Origin of the sequence: Streptomyces sp. STR69, assembly GCF_024519455.1 — a bacterium.
In the GTDB taxonomy this organism is placed as follows: domain Bacteria; phylum Actinomycetota; class Actinomycetes; order Streptomycetales; family Streptomycetaceae; genus Streptomyces.
This window is the reverse complement of record NZ_JALJRY010000007.1, coordinates 330,799-347,539: the sequence shown is the minus strand read 5'-3', so window position 1 is coordinate 347,539 and position 16,741 is coordinate 330,799. Positions and strand designations below refer to the sequence as shown.

At 69.2% G+C, this 16,741-nt stretch carries 27 protein-coding genes; 24 read left to right on the top strand and 3 right to left on the bottom strand.

What is annotated here, in order from left to right:
* Positions 1-89 (top strand): 3-hydroxyacyl-CoA dehydrogenase family protein (locus OC490_RS15960; protein ID WP_262058646.1); only part of this gene is annotated, 89 nt, incomplete at its 5' end.
* Between the two features lie 128 nt (positions 90-217).
* Here OC490_RS15960 and OC490_RS15955 read toward each other — a convergent pair.
* From OC490_RS15955 to OC490_RS15945, 3 genes are all read right to left on the bottom strand, one after another.
* Positions 218-1,558 (bottom strand): tyrosine-type recombinase/integrase, encoded by a 1,341-nt coding sequence (locus OC490_RS15955; protein ID WP_262058580.1) that lies wholly within the window; start codon positions 1,556-1,558, stop codon positions 218-220.
* The gene (locus OC490_RS15950) at positions 1,522-1,974 is read right to left on the bottom strand and encodes an ImmA/IrrE family metallo-endopeptidase (RefSeq protein WP_262058579.1); all 453 of its coding nucleotides are present in this window, start codon (positions 1,972-1,974) and stop codon (positions 1,522-1,524) included. Before OC490_RS15950 ends, OC490_RS15955 begins: the two co-directional genes overlap by 37 nt.
* A 213-nt stretch (positions 1,975-2,187) precedes the next feature.
* Positions 2,188-2,751 (bottom strand): hypothetical protein, encoded by a 564-nt coding sequence (locus tag OC490_RS15945; RefSeq protein WP_262058578.1) that lies wholly within the window; start codon positions 2,749-2,751, stop codon positions 2,188-2,190.
* A 176-nt stretch (positions 2,752-2,927) separates the two neighbouring features.
* Here OC490_RS15945 and OC490_RS49555 point away from each other — a divergent pair, with 176 nt between their 5' ends.
* From OC490_RS49555 to OC490_RS15835, 23 genes are all read left to right on the top strand, one after another.
* A complete protein-coding gene (locus tag OC490_RS49555) occupies positions 2,928-3,176 on the top strand; it encodes a helix-turn-helix domain-containing protein (RefSeq protein WP_410098627.1) in 249 nt (82 codons plus the stop codon).
* Complete coding sequence (locus OC490_RS15940; protein ID WP_262058577.1) at positions 3,157-3,438, top strand: DNA-binding protein; 282 nt, start codon at positions 3,157-3,159, stop codon at positions 3,436-3,438. The genes OC490_RS49555 and OC490_RS15940 overlap by 20 nt, the downstream gene beginning before the upstream one ends.
* Positions 3,439-3,529: 91 nt before the next feature.
* Positions 3,530-3,889: a hypothetical protein gene (locus OC490_RS15935; protein WP_262058576.1), complete on the top strand. Its 360-nt coding sequence runs from the start codon at positions 3,530-3,532 to the stop codon at positions 3,887-3,889.
* Positions 3,886-4,350, top strand: coding sequence for a hypothetical protein (locus OC490_RS15930; protein ID WP_262058575.1), 465 nt, complete (start codon positions 3,886-3,888; stop codon positions 4,348-4,350). Before OC490_RS15935 ends, OC490_RS15930 begins: the two co-directional genes overlap by 4 nt.
* A gap of 106 nt (positions 4,351-4,456) precedes the next feature.
* Positions 4,457-4,810: a hypothetical protein gene (locus OC490_RS15925; RefSeq protein WP_262058574.1), complete on the top strand. Its 354-nt coding sequence runs from the start codon at positions 4,457-4,459 to the stop codon at positions 4,808-4,810.
* On the top strand, positions 4,807-5,094 hold the full coding sequence (locus OC490_RS15920) for a hypothetical protein (RefSeq protein WP_262058573.1): 288 nt from the start codon (positions 4,807-4,809) through the stop codon (positions 5,092-5,094). The genes OC490_RS15925 and OC490_RS15920 overlap by 4 nt, the downstream gene beginning before the upstream one ends.
* Positions 5,091-6,029, top strand: a complete 939-nt coding sequence (locus OC490_RS15915) for a hypothetical protein (RefSeq protein WP_262058572.1) — start codon at positions 5,091-5,093, stop codon at positions 6,027-6,029. The genes OC490_RS15920 and OC490_RS15915 overlap by 4 nt, the downstream gene beginning before the upstream one ends.
* Entirely contained in the window at positions 6,029-7,186 is a 1,158-nt protein-coding gene (locus OC490_RS15910) for a hypothetical protein (protein ID WP_262058571.1), read from the top strand. The genes OC490_RS15915 and OC490_RS15910 overlap by 1 nt, the downstream gene beginning before the upstream one ends.
* A complete protein-coding gene (locus OC490_RS15905; RefSeq protein ID WP_262058570.1) occupies positions 7,183-7,935 on the top strand; it encodes an exonuclease domain-containing protein in 753 nt (250 codons plus the stop codon). The genes OC490_RS15910 and OC490_RS15905 overlap by 4 nt, the downstream gene beginning before the upstream one ends.
* The gene (locus OC490_RS15900) at positions 7,932-8,306 is read left to right on the top strand and encodes a hypothetical protein (RefSeq protein ID WP_262058569.1); all 375 of its coding nucleotides are present in this window, start codon (positions 7,932-7,934) and stop codon (positions 8,304-8,306) included. Before OC490_RS15905 ends, OC490_RS15900 begins: the two co-directional genes overlap by 4 nt.
* Positions 8,306-8,644 carry a hypothetical protein gene (locus OC490_RS15895; protein WP_262058568.1) on the top strand — a complete coding sequence of 113 codons (339 nt, stop codon included), beginning with the start codon at positions 8,306-8,308 and terminating at the stop codon, positions 8,642-8,644. The genes OC490_RS15900 and OC490_RS15895 overlap by 1 nt, the downstream gene beginning before the upstream one ends.
* A complete protein-coding gene (locus tag OC490_RS15890) occupies positions 8,641-8,937 on the top strand; it encodes a hypothetical protein (RefSeq protein ID WP_262058567.1) in 297 nt (98 codons plus the stop codon). Before OC490_RS15895 ends, OC490_RS15890 begins: the two co-directional genes overlap by 4 nt.
* Complete coding sequence (locus OC490_RS15885) at positions 8,934-9,527, top strand: Holliday junction endonuclease (protein WP_262058566.1); 594 nt, start codon at positions 8,934-8,936, stop codon at positions 9,525-9,527. The genes OC490_RS15890 and OC490_RS15885 overlap by 4 nt, the downstream gene beginning before the upstream one ends.
* Entirely contained in the window at positions 9,524-9,979 is a 456-nt protein-coding gene (locus OC490_RS15880; protein ID WP_262058565.1) for a hypothetical protein, read from the top strand. Before OC490_RS15885 ends, OC490_RS15880 begins: the two co-directional genes overlap by 4 nt.
* Complete coding sequence (locus OC490_RS15875) at positions 9,976-11,283, top strand: DNA cytosine methyltransferase (RefSeq protein WP_262058564.1); 1,308 nt, start codon at positions 9,976-9,978, stop codon at positions 11,281-11,283. The genes OC490_RS15880 and OC490_RS15875 overlap by 4 nt, the downstream gene beginning before the upstream one ends.
* Positions 11,280-11,567: a WhiB family transcriptional regulator gene (locus OC490_RS15870; RefSeq protein ID WP_262058563.1), complete on the top strand. Its 288-nt coding sequence runs from the start codon at positions 11,280-11,282 to the stop codon at positions 11,565-11,567. Before OC490_RS15875 ends, OC490_RS15870 begins: the two co-directional genes overlap by 4 nt.
* Positions 11,564-11,818, top strand: coding sequence for a WhiB family transcriptional regulator (locus tag OC490_RS15865; protein ID WP_262058562.1), 255 nt, complete (start codon positions 11,564-11,566; stop codon positions 11,816-11,818). The genes OC490_RS15870 and OC490_RS15865 overlap by 4 nt, the downstream gene beginning before the upstream one ends.
* On the top strand, positions 11,815-12,003 hold the full coding sequence (locus OC490_RS15860; protein WP_262058561.1) for a transcription factor WhiB: 189 nt from the start codon (positions 11,815-11,817) through the stop codon (positions 12,001-12,003). Before OC490_RS15865 ends, OC490_RS15860 begins: the two co-directional genes overlap by 4 nt.
* 124 nt (positions 12,004-12,127) lie before the next feature.
* Positions 12,128-12,493, top strand: coding sequence for a hypothetical protein (locus OC490_RS15855; protein ID WP_262058560.1), 366 nt, complete (start codon positions 12,128-12,130; stop codon positions 12,491-12,493).
* 3 nt (positions 12,494-12,496) lie between these two features.
* Entirely contained in the window at positions 12,497-13,306 is an 810-nt protein-coding gene (locus OC490_RS15850; RefSeq protein WP_262058559.1) for a YfdQ family protein, read from the top strand.
* A gap of 312 nt (positions 13,307-13,618) precedes the next feature.
* Entirely contained in the window at positions 13,619-15,118 is a 1,500-nt protein-coding gene (locus OC490_RS15845; RefSeq protein ID WP_262058558.1) for a DnaB-like helicase N-terminal domain-containing protein, read from the top strand.
* A 328-nt stretch (positions 15,119-15,446) separates the two neighbouring features.
* The gene (locus OC490_RS15840; protein ID WP_262058557.1) at positions 15,447-16,253 is read left to right on the top strand and encodes a hypothetical protein; all 807 of its coding nucleotides are present in this window, start codon (positions 15,447-15,449) and stop codon (positions 16,251-16,253) included.
* Positions 16,254-16,258: 5 nt separating this feature from the next.
* Positions 16,259-16,705, top strand: a complete 447-nt coding sequence (locus OC490_RS15835; RefSeq protein WP_262058556.1) for a DUF2493 domain-containing protein — start codon at positions 16,259-16,261, stop codon at positions 16,703-16,705.
* Positions 16,706-16,741 lie beyond the last annotated feature (36 nt).

The window sequence follows — 16,741 nt, the reverse complement described above, 5'->3', positions numbered from 1 at the left end:
TGTACGCCGCTCCCCCGCTGCTCCAGCGCATGGTCGACGCGGGCCGCCTCGGCCGTAAGTCCGGCTCGGGGTTCTACACCTACGGCTGACCTGCACGAACAATCCCTCGGCTACAGAACTCTGGAGAACGCTGAAGGCCGCTCCCCCATGATCGGGAAGCGGCCTCCGGCAACTCTGAATCAGGTCAAGGGAGTTGTGAGGGGGTTCCGGCCGGTCCTCACGCGACCCCCTCCGATCCGTCCCCTTCGGAGATGACCGCGCGCAGCCGCGGCGCGGGCGCGGCGCCACCCTGCTTCAGCTCTGGCTCCAGCCACCTGTCGATCGCCGTACGCCCGCGCTGCCCATGGTCGGGCATGAAGTGCGCGTAGATCTTCAGCGTGATGTCCGGCGACGCGTGCCCCATCCAGTACGACACCGAGATCACATCCTCGCCCGCGCCGAGCTGCACGCTCGCGTAGGTATGACGCCAGCGGTGGTGCATCATCTCGCGCGAGGCCTCCCAGCCCCACCGCTGCCCCCGGTTCCCTGCTTTCTCCTTGTCGCGCTCAGCGATCAGCCCGGCCGCCGCGAGCGCCGGCTTCATCGCGCGGTCGTTGAAGGTGTTCGGGTTGAGCCGATTCTTGTGCCAGGTCGTGACCAGCAGGGGCACCGTGAGTTCGTCTCGCCCGTCGTTGCCTGGGCCCAGCCAGCGCAACGTCGTCTTCACTGGCGGGAACCGCTTGCCGTGAGCGTCGAGCAGCTTCAGCAGCGTGGGCGAGAGGGGAACCTGCCGTTCCTTGTCGCCCTTGGGCAGCTTGAAGAAGGGCTTCGTGCCGTTCTCCCACAGCAGCTGGCGGCGCACGTGCAGCACGAGGAGTTCGCGGTCGATGTCCTCGGGGCTGAATCCGAAGCACTCGGCCTGCCGCTGGCCGCTGAACATGCCGAGGTCTGCGACGGCTTGGTACCGGTCCGGCATGGCTGTCCGGATCGCGTGGGCCTCGGACCTGGTCCAGGCGCGGGCTTTCGTCCCTTTGCTGACGGTAGGCCGTACCCCCTTGTCCACGCTCTTGCACGGGTTCTTTGCGATGCGTCGGCCGACGGCGGCCTTGAAGATGCTGGACAGGTGGTTCCAGATCACCTCGATCGTGGCGGGCGCGAGGCCTCGGCTCTTGAGCTCGCGCTTCCAGTCGATGAGGGCGTCCTCGTCGATGAGGTTCATGGGCGTGCGGCCGAGCTGGCTGCCGACGATGTGGGAGAAGACCTTGGACTTCATCGGGCCGGCCGTGTTGACCGGGTCGTCGCGCTTGGGCCACCACTCGTCTCTGATGTAGTCGCCGAGGATGATCTCGCCCTCGCGGTCGTCGAGGAACTCGTGCTTCTTGACCGCGACGATCGCCGAGCTCTTCCACTCCTTGGCCTCCTCCAGCGTCTCGAAGCTCCGCTTCTTGACTCCCGGGATGCCGCACACCCTGTACCGCTTCGTCTTGGAGCCCCACAGATCGGTGCGCTCGCGCTTGCCGGTGACCGGGTCCTTGCGCTTCTTCAGCCAGCGATCCTCGATCCACCCTGACGTCGCCACGGCCAACCCTCCCCTCGCAGGTCGTTGAGGCGGACCTCTAGCAGACGTTCCGTCACGCGCAGTTCGTGAGCGGCGCAGTGGATGTCGGGTGCCCATTGGGCGACGTCGGCGAGGTCCGAGATAGCAATCAGCTTCCTGGCTGCTTCGAGATCGGCGCGGCGTTCCTGAGGGATTGTCAGGATCTGGTCGGCGCAGTCGCCGTCATCCGCCCACACGTGCTCCAGCTCGTGCGCCAGCACGCAACGTTCCTGTACAGGGCTGAGGCCAGAGGCGATCACGATCGTGCGGCGCTCGCGGGACCACGCGCCCCAGGTGTCCCGGAGCCAGGTCCGGACGATGGGGATTCCGAGTTGATCGAGGAGATCGGCGGGCGCGTAGCGCAGTCCGGCTTCGACGAGCTGCGGATGTGATGGCATGCGCCCCCCAGGGTCGATCTTCGGACGGTGGGAAGCGCGCCGGTTTCCATGTCTACACCGGCAACAGCAGGCAAGGGAAGGAAACGGTAAGAAATCTTCCAACTGCCTTCACACGCACCCGAATTCGGGCAGCAGCGAACAACCGTGACGCTTTGTAGACATGACGACCCGGCAGTGATGTAGACCCCTACCGAGCTCGCAGGGTTGTACGACTCAGGACTCCCCGCCCAGGGCCTCACGGATCCGCGCCGCGTCGTCGGCCGGCACCCCGGCGCCTGCCGCGTGCGGACGGTATGCCGCGAGCCCGAGACCAGACCCGCCCCGCACGCCGGCGGGCACCGACCTGTACAGCTCCTGGGCCCGCACGTCGAACTCATCGCGCAACTCGGCCGGTGCTCCAAGCTGGGCGGCCGTCCTGCTGAACTCGTAGGCAGCCATGAGGAGTTCGGATAGGTCGGTACGCGGTGAGGCACCCTCGACACCCCGCCCTTGAGGAGTGTCCCGTCGCAACACGAAGGCAGGGTCTTCGCCGGCCAGGATGCGGTCGGTCCAGCCCGCCTCCCAGCCGAGGGCTGCGACGACGATCTCCAGCTTGAGGGGCTTCGCCCGGGTCCGGGGCGGCTCGCCGCCTTCGAGGTTGATGATCGTGCGCTCGGTGACCTTGCCCCCGCGGGCGAGGACCAGGGCCACCAGTTGCTTCTGGGTGAGGCCCTGTCGCTCGCGGTCGTCGGAGATGGCCTTGCCGAGCACAGCCCACCGCTTGGGGTCGGGGGTCATACCAGTCTCCGCTCGGTCTCCACAGGGAATGAGAGGCAACAACAGGAAACAAACTACCAACCCGGCGCGCCGGGCGGACAGATGAGAACCGGCCCTGACCTGCTGATTCATCTTCTTTCACTTTGTTTCACGTCGAGGGCTTGCACTCCTGCCGCTTGTTTCATACTGTTTCACCTGTGCAAGCGAGCGGACAACGGATCCGGCGCAAGCGCGAGGAGTCGGGCTGTGGCCTGACGGAGTTCGCCAGCAGCATCGGAATCTCCGCCTCGTACTTGTCCCGGGTCGAAAGAGACCTGGTCAACCCAAGCCCGAACGTGTTGCGGCTCATCGCCGAAGGACTCCACAGGCGACGCCGCGCCCGGGCCGTGATCGCCGAGATCGCAGACGTAGAAACCGAGGCCCCCCATGACCAGCCCTCCGGCTGAGGAAGCCCCTCACCTCACCATTCGGCAGCTCGCCGTTCGGTGGCAGACCACACCGCAGGCCATCCGCATTGCCCGTCACCGCGGCCGAGCCCCGAAGGGGTTCAAGCGCGGCAACGGCCGTACGTCGCCTGTGCTGTTCCCGCTGGCCGAGGTCGAGGCGTTCGAGGCCAAGCAGATGGCCAAAGACCGCCCGTCGCATCGCGGCACGACGGTCGAACACCGTCCGCCGGAGCGCATCGGTGTGCGCCCCGCAAAGGCGTAAGCGCCCCCATCACGCGCCGAAGGGCCGCCCGCTTGTCCGGCTCGGCGACCCAACGACCGGCGCCCCTACAACCACAAGAAGAGAGGCCCCGATGGGCACACAGATTACAGAGGCCGTGCGTTCGATGGAGACGCACGCCTCCCAGATCAGTCAGGTGGCGTTGCGCCTGGCCGCGACCTACCCGTACCTGCCGCATCTGATCAGCGTTCGACCCCGTCCGTCCGCCGACACGGCCGAGTTGGACCTCCAGCTCAGCACGTTCGACGACGCCCGAGTGTGGGCGACGGCCCTCGGTGGCGAGTTGGTCATCAGGGAGAGCGACCACACCAACGGGTTCCACGGGGACGCGAACATCCACATCGACGGGGTGTTGGTCCACGTGTGCGCCTTCAGGCGGTTCACGGCTGAGGAGAGGGCCGAGCGCGAGGCTGCTGAGCAGGTCGCCGCGTGAACACGAAGGCGATCAACTCGGCGGCGGGCGTCATCAACGCCGCCCTCACGCAGGGCCGGACGGCCGCGGGCATCGCGCTGGCGTTGGACTCGGCGGGCCTCCTGATAACGCCGGAGACGGCCGCCGAACTGGAGCAACTGCGGGCACGGTTCGCGGTGTCAGATCATCCGGCCGACGAGGACCCGATCGCATACGCGCTGACCGGCACGGCCGAGTCCCTGCGCCCCGTCGCCGAAGGCGAGACGTACTGGCGCGTGGGTGAGCCCGACAAGCGCGTGAAGGTCGTCAAGGTCTGGCAGTACGACACCGCCGACGAGCCCGCAGTGTCGTTCGACATCTCCGGCAAGGACTGGCGCGGTGATCCGTGCACGTCGCACAGCGCGCTGCCGCTGTCCCGGTTCAGGGAGCTGTACCGCCTCGACTCCACGGTGCCTCAGCCCAAGTCGGGTGGTGCGTCGTGAGCGCCCTCGCCTGGTTCCTGTGGGTGGCCGCCGTCTGGTCGGTGTTCCACCTGTTCCTCCTCGCGGACGCGCCGACGCTGGCCGGTCGCTGGATGCGAGGCCACCGATGACCGCCCGCAACGACCTGATCGACGAGTACGGGCGGGCCGACACCGAGCCCCTCGGAACCCTCGCCGACCTGAGGCAGAAGCTCGACGCCTACCGCGCCGAGGTGCTTGCCGAGGACGGGCAGGCGTACGACGGCGAGTTGGCCATGCTGCGCGGCCTGGTGGCCACGATGCGGGTCGTCGCCGAGCACGGAGACCTATCCAACGTCCGCAAGCTGCTCGCCGAGTTCGAGCGCGACGAGGCCGAGGGGAAGAGCAGCCGCCCCGCGGCCGACGCCACCCCCGACAAGGCACGCTGCCCCGTCTGCCGCCTCCCCTTCGAGGACTGCACGTGCGGAGGTGACTCCGCATGACGACCGCTGAGCAGGTCGGGGCTCCGGCCCCGGCCGCACGGCCCGGCCCAAAGTGGCCGGCCGACTGGGACCGCGTCCTCGACACGGCTATCCGCACGTGGCGGGGCGATTGGGACACGAAGCGTGTCCAGCGCCTCTACATCGCCCGGTACGGCGAGGGCCTGCACCGCGCGGACGCGCGCGCCTTCCTCTCGCGCCGCGCCCGGCAGGGCGTGCTGCGCCTCCACAACCGCCCCAACTCCCGCTACTACACGCTCGCTTCTTCGAAGGGCGCCACCTCATGACGACCACCGCGCAGGCCGGGCGCACCAGCCCGGCCGCCGGCCGCCGCCGCAAGGCCGCCGCCCCCGCACCCACCGGCACCGACCGCATCCCCAAGCCCTCCCAAGGCTGGTACCGCGTCAAAGGCACCGACCTCAAGCTCCGCCGCGTCACCACCATCCTCGAACAGGGCTGCTCCAAGGGCGACGCCCTCACCTACTGGGCCGGAAACATCACCGCCGAGACCGCGATGGCGAACCTCCCGTACCTCGTCCGCTCCAGCCTCTTCCCGGACCAGCGCACCGAGGCCTACGACTGGCTCCGCCGCGCCCACACCCGCAAGAAGGACGAGCGCAAGGACGTCGGCTCCGCCGTCCACAAGCTGATCGAAGCAAAGGTCCTCGGCACGCCGATCCCCGAAGAACTCCTCGACGACGAGGAGTTGGCCCCCTTCCTCGACCACTTCCTCCGTTTCGTCGCCGAGTGGCAGGTCGAGTTCGAGGCCTCCGAGATGGTCGTGGGCAACGAGGAGCAGGGCTACGCCGGCACCCTCGACTACCTGCTCCGCTCGCCGCTGATCGCCGCCGCACTCGCCGCGTACCTCGGCACCGCCGTGCCTATGGACTCCGTGTTCTGCGGCGACACCAAGACCGGCGGTGAGCTGGACGTCAAGGGCGTCTACCCCGAGGCCTCGTTGCAGATGGCCGCGTACCGCAAGGCGAAGGTCGCGTGGCTGCGGGACGGCACGCAGGTGCCGATGCCCGCCACGTTCCCGACCGGTGTGGTGCTGCACCTGCGGCCGGAGGGCTACCGGCTGATCCCCGCGGTCGCGGACGACGCGGTGTTCGAGGCCTTCCTGACCGTGAAGCGCAACTCGGAGTGGACGTCCGGGCTGTCGAAGACGGTCATCCGTCCCGCCCTCACCCTTCCCACGATCACCGAAGAGAGGGCCGCCTGATGCCCATCCTCGACCTCCAGATGCGGATGCGTCAGCTCGGCGAGATCCGCCTCGGGCACGTCGTCGCCACCTCCAACGGCAAGACGCGCCCCGCCAAGCTCGACAAGTTCCGCTTCACCTCCGCCTCGCGCGAGATCCTCACCAGCGTTGCCGAGCTGTACGGCGGCGAGGTCAAGCCCTGGACGCCCGCGAACGGCGGCCCCAGCGAGTTCGAGGTGTACTCGACGGTCAACCGGCTCCCGGTGCTCATCCCGCCGCGGGACGCGGTCTCGCAGTGGTACGAGCTGTACGCCGGGTCGAAGTGCCAGCGGCGCTGCGACGGCGTCACCGAGCACAAGTCCGACCGGCCGTGCATGTGCGACCCCGAGAACCGCGACTGCGCCATGACCACCCGCGTCAACGTGATGCTGCGCAACGTTCCGGCGCTGGGCCAATGGCTGCTCATCTCCAAGGGCTACCACGCCGCGGTGACCCTGCCCCCGGCCGCCGAGCTGCTGGCGCAGGCCGGCGGGTACGTCGCTGGCTGGCTCGGGATGGAAGAGAAGTCGGCGATCGTCAAGGGGCAGTTGGCCCGCTTCAAGGTGCCGACGCTGGACGTGGAGATCACTCCGGCCGCGCTGATGGCGGGCGAGGTGATCGGTGGCAAGACTGAGGTGGCGAAGGGCCCGGAACGAGCGGCGATCGAGTCCGGCCCGACCAAGGCGGCGGGCCCCGACCGCGACTACCTCGCTGAGGCGAAGGCGGCTGGCACCCAGGCCGAGGCGCTGGCCGTGTTCCAGGCAGCCAAGAACGCCGGCGCGCCTGTCGAGTACCAGGAGCAGCTCAAGGCGATCGGGTTGACCAAGCCGACGACGACGCCGTCGAGTCAGGGCACGAAGCAAGAGCAGCCGATCGACGATCTCGCTCAGGACACGGAGTTGCAGTACGTCGAGGGCCAGCACCCAGCCGACGAGGTAGTAGACGCCGAGATCGTCGACCCGGCTGCCGCACAGGACGTGTGGTTCCAGATCATCGCCGCCGCAGGTCAGTTCCGCCTGACGACGGAGCAAGTGGAGGGCGCGTTCGCCGAGCGCCACGGCGGGCTGCACCCGTCCTCCGGGAGCGTCGGCCAGCTGGAGACCTTCCTCGCCGCGGTGAAGGCCGGTGAGGTCCGATGACCACCTTCGCCGAGATCCGCAAGGGCTCCTTCGACACCGAGACGACCGGCCCCAACCCGCTCGAAGACCGCATCGTCACCGCCGCCATCGTCGTACGCGGCGGCGGCCGGGACGACAGGGTCATGTCCTGGCTGATCAACCCCGGCGTCCCGATCCCGGCCGAGGCCACCGAAGTCCACGGGGTCACGGACGAGATGGCGGCCGAGGGCGCCGACCCGAAGGAAGCGCTGGAGGACATCGCCGAGACCATCGCCGCCGCGCTGCGGTACGGGATGCCCCTCGTCGCCTTCAACCTGTCCTTCGACTGGACGATCCTCGTCCGCGAGCTGGAGCGGAACGGCCTGCCGTCCATGGTCGACCGCCTGCCTGGCCTCCGCGCACTGCCGCTCGTCGACCCGCACGTCATCGACAAGCAGGTCGACAAGTACGTCAAGGGCACCGGCATGCGGAAGCTGAAGCCGACCGCCGAGCGATACGGCGTCGAACTGGCCGACTGGCACACCGCCGAGGCCGACGCGCTCGCCGCACTCCTCATTGCGGAGGCGCAGTTCAACCGATACCCGCACCTCAACACCTACGGCCCGCAGCAGCTGTTCGCGGCTCAGCGGACGTGGCGTGCGGAGCAACAGGCCGGGTTGCAGCAGTGGTTCCGCACCAAGGCCACGGCCGAGCAGGGCGGCGACCCCAAGAAGGTCATCGACGGATCGTGGCCGCTGGTCCCCGCGCCCCGGGCGGGTGAGGGTTCGTGAACCCCATGACCGGCGAGCAGCGCACCGCCGTGCAGAACGCGCTGGGCTTCAACGTGGCGGCCGACCCGGACGCAGTCGTCCGCGCAGTGCACGCCGCCAAGTACGCCGACCTCCACCGCAGCGACCCGGCCGCGATCACCCGGGCCGTGGCCGGCGCGCTGTCGCTGGCGAAGCGGCTCCTTGCCATCGAGGACGACTACGCCACGTTCCGCTCGACCGTCGCCCGCCTCGTCGTCGCGAACAACCGCGGTGATGACTACGGGCTCGGCGAGCTCGCCTCCGGGCTGGAGCAGGCCGGGATCGACCTCAAGGACGACTACGACGTCGCGGACACCCTCGCCCGCGCAACCGAGCAGGAGGGATGGTTGTGATGCTGATCTCCCGAGCCCGCTACGAGCGGGACATGGCCGGCCTTCGGGCCGAGGCCGCGCGCCTGATGAAGGAGCGCGACACCGCCCGCGAGGAGCGCGACGCCTTCCAGGCCGCGGCCAAGACGAGCGCCGAGCACTTCGTCCAGGCCGACGCCGACAAGGAGCAGCTCGCCGCCGCGGTCGAGGGCAAGCCGTTGATCGAGGGCGGTCGGACCGGCGGGCTGACGTCGCTCGCGGCTCTGGCTGCTCGCGATCACGAGCGTGCCCGCGGTCTCCAGAAGCAGCTCGACATCCTCCAGGCCGCCGTCCTGCGCTGCACCTGCGGAGGTGCGGCATGAACGACCAGATCACCGTCGGTGCCGCGTCGCTCGTGAGCGCGCTCATCCTCGCTGCCCTCGCTGGCCGTTGGTACGTGCGGCCGGAGCCGTCCGGTCAGCACCGTAGGCCCGCTCGTCCGCTGTTGCTGCGGCCGGTGGAGGCCCTCGACCGGACCGCTGCTCTGTGTGCCAGTCAGGGCATCGTCACGCTGCACGTCCGGACGCTGGTTACGCGGCAGTTCATCTGCCTGGAGTGCCGCAACCCGAGCCCCGACCCGCTCGCCGTAGACGCGTCTGCGGAGGGAGCGAAGTGAGCACCCCCTCTCTGTTCAGCACCGAGGTTCCGGCCGCCACCACGGCGGCCGGGCCCCGGCCCGCCGTCATCGGTCTCGACCTGTCGCTCACCGCGACCGGCATCGCCTACGCCGACGGCACCACCGCCACCATCAAGACCAAGCAGAGCGACGGCGACCGGCGCCTGCTTCACATCGCCGAGGCCATTCAGTGGGCTGTCGGCACCGGGGCCGGGCCGATGGGCTCCGACGTGCGCCCGTCGCTGGCCGTCATCGAGGACATCCCTCAGAACTCGTTCGCCGCCAAGCCGATCAGCATGGTGCACGGCGTCGTCCGCTCGGTCCTCATCGAGGCCGGCGTCCCGTACGTCCTCGTCACCGCCGCCACTCTCAAGGCGTACGCGACCGGGAAGGGCTCCGGCGACAAGGTCCCGATGGCCATGGCCGCGTACAAGCGGGCAGGGCGGGAGTTCGCCGACGACAACCAGTGCGACGCGGCCTGGCTCCGCTGGGCTGGCCTCGACTGGCTCGGTTACGCCGAGTTCGAACTCCCGAAGGCCCAGAAGGACCGTCTCGCGAAGGCGAAGTGGCCTCCGGCGGTGGCTCGATGATCGAGATCACCATCCGCCTCAAGCCCGGCCGCGCCCTCCACTTCGCCGCCCTCCTCCGCACCGCCGCCGACCTCGAAACCGACCCCGGCCAGGCCAAGCACTACCGCGGAGCCGCCCGCCACATCGAGCGACTGCCCAAGTCCCGCACCCTGCCCCGCCGTCGACCCGGCCGCCCGACACCCACCCGACCCGCATCCGGGCCGCGCCCCATCCGCTACACGCCCCGTGTCCAGCGCCCCCGACACCCGGGGATCGACGAGAGCGCAGTGCAGTGCGTCGTCCTCAACGTCCACCCGCTGCCCGTGCTCTCCCGCGCGGAAGCACGGCTCGCCTGCTGGCACCTCACCGGACGCGGGTATAGCGCGGCGGAGATCGCCGACCGGCTCCAGGTCGCGCAGCGCACGATCAACCGCTGGCGCGCCGAGGACCGACAGGCGGTGACCACCCGATGAGCTGGACTTTCCAACACGACTGGGACATCGACTTCACCGACCTGTTCTGCGGACTCGGTGGATCCACCCGGGGCCTCGTCGAGGCCGGCATGCGCGCCCGCCTAGTGATGAACCACAACCGCGTCCAGGTCAACGCGCACGAGGCGAACCACCCGGGCGTGGAGCACCTGTGCGAGGACATCCATGCCTTCGACAAGCGCAGCCTGCCCAAGACGCGTGTCCTGTGGGCGTCTCCGATCTGCACCGAGATCTCCCCGGCTGGCGGACGGAAGAGGACGTACGGGCAGACGTACATCCTGGGAGCGGACGGCAAGGAAGTCCGGGTCGACGAGCACGGCAACCCGATCCAGCCCGGATTCGAGCGGACCAGGGCCACGGCGCTGGACATCATCGCCGCGGCCGAAGTCCACCGGTACGACGCGGTGCTGTGCGAGAACGTCATCGAGTTCTTCACGGACTGGGAACTCTTCGACTGGTGGCTCGGCGGCTTCAAGATCCTCGGCTACAACCACCAGATCGTGTGTGCCTCTAGTGCGCACCTCGGCGACGACGACAACGAAGCCGCCCCACAGCACCGCAACCGCGGCTATGTCGTCTTCACCCGCGAAGGCATCCCGCTGCCCGACCTTGAGGTCCGTCCACGGGCTTTCTGCCCCGAGTGTGGGCCCGTTGAGGCACGGCAGGTGTGGCGCAACCCGCGTCGCCGCAAGATGGGCAGCTGGGGCGTGCAGTACGACTACCGCTGCCCGAACCGGCAGTGCGGGTATCTCATCCTCGACCCGGCCGTACGGCCCATCGGCGATGTCATCGACTGGTCGATGCCCGGCACTCGGATCGGCGACGGGCGCCCGGACCGGAAGAAGTTCACCCCGTACGCCGCCTCCACGCGCGAACGGGTCGCGGCTGGCCTGGCGAAGCACGGGCATGATCCGCATGTCGCGATGCTGCGCCGCAACACCACAGCTGTGGCCACGACGGGTCCCGTCCCCGCGGTATCCGCACAGGGACGTCATCACGCCCTGATCGTTCCCAATGGTCGCAAGGGCGCCGTCCGTACGACGGCGGAGCCGCTCACCACGGTGGCGTGCAAGCCGCACCACAGCCTCGTGCGGCCCGCTCCGGAGGTCGACGACTGCACTCTGCGGATGCTCAGCCCGCGCGAACTGGCGAGCGCGCAGCGGTTCCCGACGGACTACATCCTCCCGGACAGCACCCAAGAGGATCAGATCCTCGGCATCGGCAACGCCGTCAGTGTGAACGCTGCCCGCTGGCTCGGCGAGCGCGTGAAGGCGGTGCTGTCGTGAGCCAATCCACCGAACCCACCACCGACTGGCGGAAGTTCGCCATCTGCCGCGAGGTCGACGACGACACCTTCTTCCCCGGCCCCGGCGACATCCGCGGCATCAACTACGCCAAGGAGATCTGCGCCGGATGCCCGGTGGCGCGACCCTGCCTCATCAGCGCGCTCCGCGAAGAGGGCGGCCGGGCGAAGAGCAACAGGTTCGGCGTCCGTGGCGGAAAGTCAGCCGGGCAGCGGTACGCGATGTACACGGCGTACCGGCGGCAGCAGCAGCGGGCAGCGGCATGAGCGGCCGATACCCCGCCTTCGACACGGCCTTGGACTGGGCCAAGGCCGCCGCCTGCCAGGGCTACGACGTCGAGGAGTTCTTCACCGAGAGCAAGATCCGGGTGCGCGAGATCAAGAACCTGTGCGCCCGTTGCCCCGTCCGCCGGCAGTGTCTGGACGAGGCGATGCGCACGGAGGACACCTCCCGCTACGGCATCTACGGCGGCCACACCGCAGCCGAACGCGCCGACCTGGCACGAGGCATCCGATGAGCGGCTGGCTCGGCGGCGTCCAAGTCCGTCGCACCGACTGGGGACAGACCCCCATCGCGGACTTCCTGTGCACCGCCTGCGGCACTCACAAGCGGGTCGCCGGCCGGGACAAGGTCCGCGACTTCATGAAGGCCAACCCCATCGGCGACCACAAGCCCAACTGCCAGCCCACAGAGGCCACTTGACGGGCGGTCGACCTGACAGCGCACCCCCAGCGCTGCGACCGCCACCCGGGGCCAGCGACTTCCCCCAAGCGCTGGCCCCGGGACCCCACGCCAGCACCACCAACGCAGAAAGGCACCACCGCACATGACCGTCCAGCAGACCGAGACCGAGGCGCAGCCCGCGGAGTTCGCCGCCTTCCTCGTCGGCCACCTCAACGGCCGCGTCCACCACTCGCTCAGCGAGGAGCTGCACGAGCTGCTCCAGGCCGTCGCCACGCACGGCAAGAAGGGCCAGCTCGTCATCAAGGTCCTCGTCGAGCCATCCAAGGGCCACGTCGAAGGCGACCCCCTCGCCATCAGCGTCGAGTCGGACCTGAAGGCCCCCAAGTCCACCCCGCCGGCCGCCATCTACTTCGTCGACGACGACGGCAACCCGACCCGCAACGACCCCCGGCAGATGCAGCTCGACTTCCGCACCGCTCCCGCCACCACCGACTACAAGGACGCCTGATCCATGACGAACACCGACAACGCGCAGGTCATCGTTGACACCGCGCTCCGCGCCGCACCACCCGTCATCCTCGAACCCGGCAAGGTCCACGCCTTCAACACCCCGGGCGGCGTCCAGAAGTTCGACCTCACGGGCCCCGAGTACACGGGCATCCCGCCGCGGAAGGCCGGCACCACCACCGTCCGCGACGCCCGCTCCTGGAACGCGTACTTCACCAAGCACAGCACCGACGCCAGCGAGGTCTACGCCGACAGCGAGCGCCTCACCGTCACCGCGGTCCTCGACGCACACGCCGCCGACGAACCGTCGTGGGGCAATCACCGTCTCGTTCTGTCCCTGTTCATCACCGACGCGTGGAAGCAGTGGCTCAAGAACGACGGCGAACTCCTCAGCCAGGAAGACTTCGCCGAGTTCCTCGAAGACCACCTCCCCGAACTCCTCGACCCGTCCTCCGCGGACATGCTGGAGATCGCGCAGTCCCTCCAGGCCAACACGAAGGTCGACTTCCAGTCCGGCATCCGGCTCGCCACCGGCCAACGGCAGTTCCAGTACGTCGAGACCCAGACGACGAAGGCCGGGCAGAAGGGACAGCTCACCGTCCCGGAGACGTTCGTCATCGGCCTCATCCCCTTCGAGGGCAGTGAGGGCTACCGGCTCACCGCCCGCCTCCGCTACCGCATCACCGACCGCGGCCTGCGCATGGGCTACAAGCTGGAACGGCCCGGCGACATCCTGCGTACCGCGTTCGCCGACGTCGTCAACGCGATCGACGGGGACATCGCGCAGCCGATCCTGAACGGGACCCCGGCCTGATGGCCGGCCGTACGAGGGGCAGTGCTGGCCCCCGGCGCTGCCCCTCGTGCGGCGCCCCGATCCTCACCCAGTCGGTCGGCCAGGTCGCCGCCATCCAGGCCTGCGTCGACCTCCCGCCGCCGGACGAACCCCGCCCGTACGGGCCCGCGCGAGCGGCAAGCACCGCGCACGACCTCGTCTGGTGCCTGCCCCGCCGCCCCTTCGGCGCCCTCCGACTGCGCTGGACCAGCGGCCGACACCCACCCGACTGCCCACACCAGCACCTGACCACCCACCAGTGCCCGCCAACCAGACTTTTCTGAGGAGACGAGCGTGACCAACGTCCGCCACATGAGCCCGCACGACACGGCGGACGACGACGGCCTCAACCGATTGCCCCCCAGCGACCCAGATGCCGAACGCGCCCTCATCAACCGCTGCATCAACTTCAGCGACGAGTACAAGACAGCCGCAGACATCGTCGGAAGCGACGACTTCACACAGCCCGCCTACCGCACCCTGTGGGACGCCATCGGCCAGCAGCTCGCCGAGAGCAAGCCCGTCGACCCCGTCAGCCTCCGCGCCACCATCGAGACAGCCGGACAGCTCCGCCTCTTCAGCAACGGCGCCCTCATCTGGGACATCGCCCGCGAGATCGGGCCCGGCGACGCCGAGTACTACGCCGGTCTCGTCCACGCCAAGACCCGGCTGCGCCGCATCGACGACCTGGCCGTACGCCTGCGCTCCGGAGTCCTCAACGGGGGTGCCGCCGAAGACCTCGAAGAGCAGATCACCGGCTATGTCCAGCAGCGCAGCAGCCACGCCACCGGGGGCTCACGCTTCGTCCCCGGCGGATCGTTCATCCTCGACCGGCCCGACACCGTCCCCGCCATCTGGGGCGAAGGCGACAACGTCCTGTGGGCCGAAGGCGAAGCGCTCATCATCGCGGGCCCCGCTGGCGTCGGGAAGACCACCGTCGGCCAGCAGGTCCTCCTCGCCGCGATCGGCATCCGCCCGCACGCCCTGGGCCTCGCCGTCCGCCCCGCCAAGCGCGTGCTGTACCTCGCGTCCGACCGTCCCCAGCAGGCCGCCCGCTCCATGGCCCGCATGGTCACTCACGAGCACCGAGACCTCCTCAACCAGCACCTCACCTTCTGGCCCGGGCCGCCGCCGAAGGACTTCATCAAGGACCCCGGCGTCCTGCTCCGCCTGTGCAAGCAGGCCGACGCCGACATGGTCTGCCTCGACTCTCTCAAGGACATGGCCGGCGAACTCGCCTCCGAGGAAGGCGGACAGGCCATCAACTCCGCGATCCAGCGCACCCTCGTCGAGGGCATCGAGGTGCTGGCCCTGCACCACCACCGCAAGCAGGGCGGCGGCAAGGAAGGCGGCAAGGAGCCCACCAGCCTGGACGAGCTGTACGGATCCACCTGGATCACCGCGGGCGCCGGTTCGGTCGTGTCGCTGTGGGGCGCGGCCGGCGACCCGATCGTCTCCTTCAAGCACCTCAAGCAGCCCTCCTCGGAGTGCGGCCCGTGGCGCCTGAAGCACGACCACCCGGCCGGTGTGACGGAGGTGTGGCACGAGGTCGACGTGCTCGACATCCTCGCGCACGCCCGCGGCCCGCTGACTCCGCACCAGCTGGCGTGCCAGATCTACAGCCCGGACAAGGGCAAGCCGTCCGCGTCGGAGGTTGAGAAGGCCCGTCGGCGGCTCGACCAGCTCGTCGAGAAGGGCCTCGCCCACAAGATCTCGAACGGTGGTGGGCGAGGGAGCCAGACGGGATACGTGGCTGCGTTCTCGGCGACCGGCGAACTCCCCGAGGCGGGCTGATGACCTGTCACAAATTAACTCACGCGAATACTCACGATGCTCACGCTAACGCTGCAAACAAACTCACGCAGGAACTCACGCAGCTCACGGTAACCGGCATCAGTGCAGGCCAGAAACTCACGCCGAAACTCACGCGGTTCACGATCACACAGAGTGAAAACTCACGGCAAATACTCACGCCGAAACTCACGCGGTTCACGTTTTCGACGAAACCGCAGGTCAAAAACTCACGCGAAACTCACGCCACTTACTCACGGACCCCCCTCTCTAAAGAGAGGGAGGGGGGTCCGACTCCGTGCAAACAACCCACCCACCCCAGGAGCACCCAATGCCCCACCGCCTCGACCCGAACCCGCACAGCCCGTACGCCGACGCCACCCCCAACGTCCGCCACATCTTCCCCAGCCCGATCTTCTTCCCCGAGGCCAGGCCCGGCGTCCTCGCCCTGACGGCCTGCGAGGGCATGGCCGTCGTCCCCGAGGCTCTCGTCGAGACCGAGCCGGACGCCGAACTGCCCGATGGCCTGTGCCCGGACTGCGTGACCGTGATGCGCGGCGGTGAGCCGCCGAAGCGGCCGTCGTCGGAGTGCGGGGAGTGCGGGACGGCGACGTGGCACGGCGCTCTGTGCGCGCTCTGCCGTCAGGAGAAGCACGAGGCCTGGTGGCCGACCCGACCGGGCGCACCCCGCACGAACACCCCGGACGTCGTCACCGTGGACGCCGACGGCCGCAAGCACACCGCCGTCGTCATGAAGCGCTACTGCAACGGCTGCGACAGCCCGGTCGGCGACGTCACCGACGCCGAGGTCGCCCGCGCCGTGGCCGGGCAGCCGCTGGCCGACGTCCGCGCCGAGTGCGCGCACTGCCGGCCGCTCGTCGAACTGGAAGCCGCGGGCTGCAAGACCTGGCACCTGACCCCGCGCAACTACGAACTCATCGACTGGCAGCTCGACCGCGACGGCGTCTTCACCAAGGCCTTCACCGAGGTCGTCGACGGCAAGGTCACCACCGTCGGCCTCCGCGTCGGTCAGAAGCCCGGCCACGTCGTCGCCCGCTTCGGGGACTGGCTGATCCGGCACCGCGACGGCACGTTCACCGTCCACGCGGCCCCGGCCGCCGTCGAGACGAGCGAGTGACCGCCATGACCACGACCTACCGCATCCTCATTACCGGCAGCCGCGACTGGACCGACCACCGGGCCATCGAGAACATCCTCACCACCGCCGGCGCCCTCGCCATCGCGCAGGGGCAGCGCCTCGTCGTCGTCCACGGCGGATGCCCCACCGGCGCTGACCGGATCGCCGACGCCTGGGCCCGCTGGCACCAGAACCGCGGCCAGAACTTCGACATCGAGGAGCACCCGGCCAAGGGCCACCCGACCGAGGACTTCGGCGAGTGGCCGGGCGCAGGGCCGCGCCGCAACGCCTACATGGTCCGGCTCGGGGCGGACGCGTGCTTCGCGTTCATCGGCCCGTGCACGTCGCCCCGCTGCCGTCGTACGGAACCGCACCCGTCGCATGGGGCAAGCAGCTGCGCGGACCTTGCCGAGCAGGCCGCGATCCCGACCAGGCGCACGTACTCCGCATGACCACGAGCACGGCCGCCCGCGCTCGAATCGCGGGCG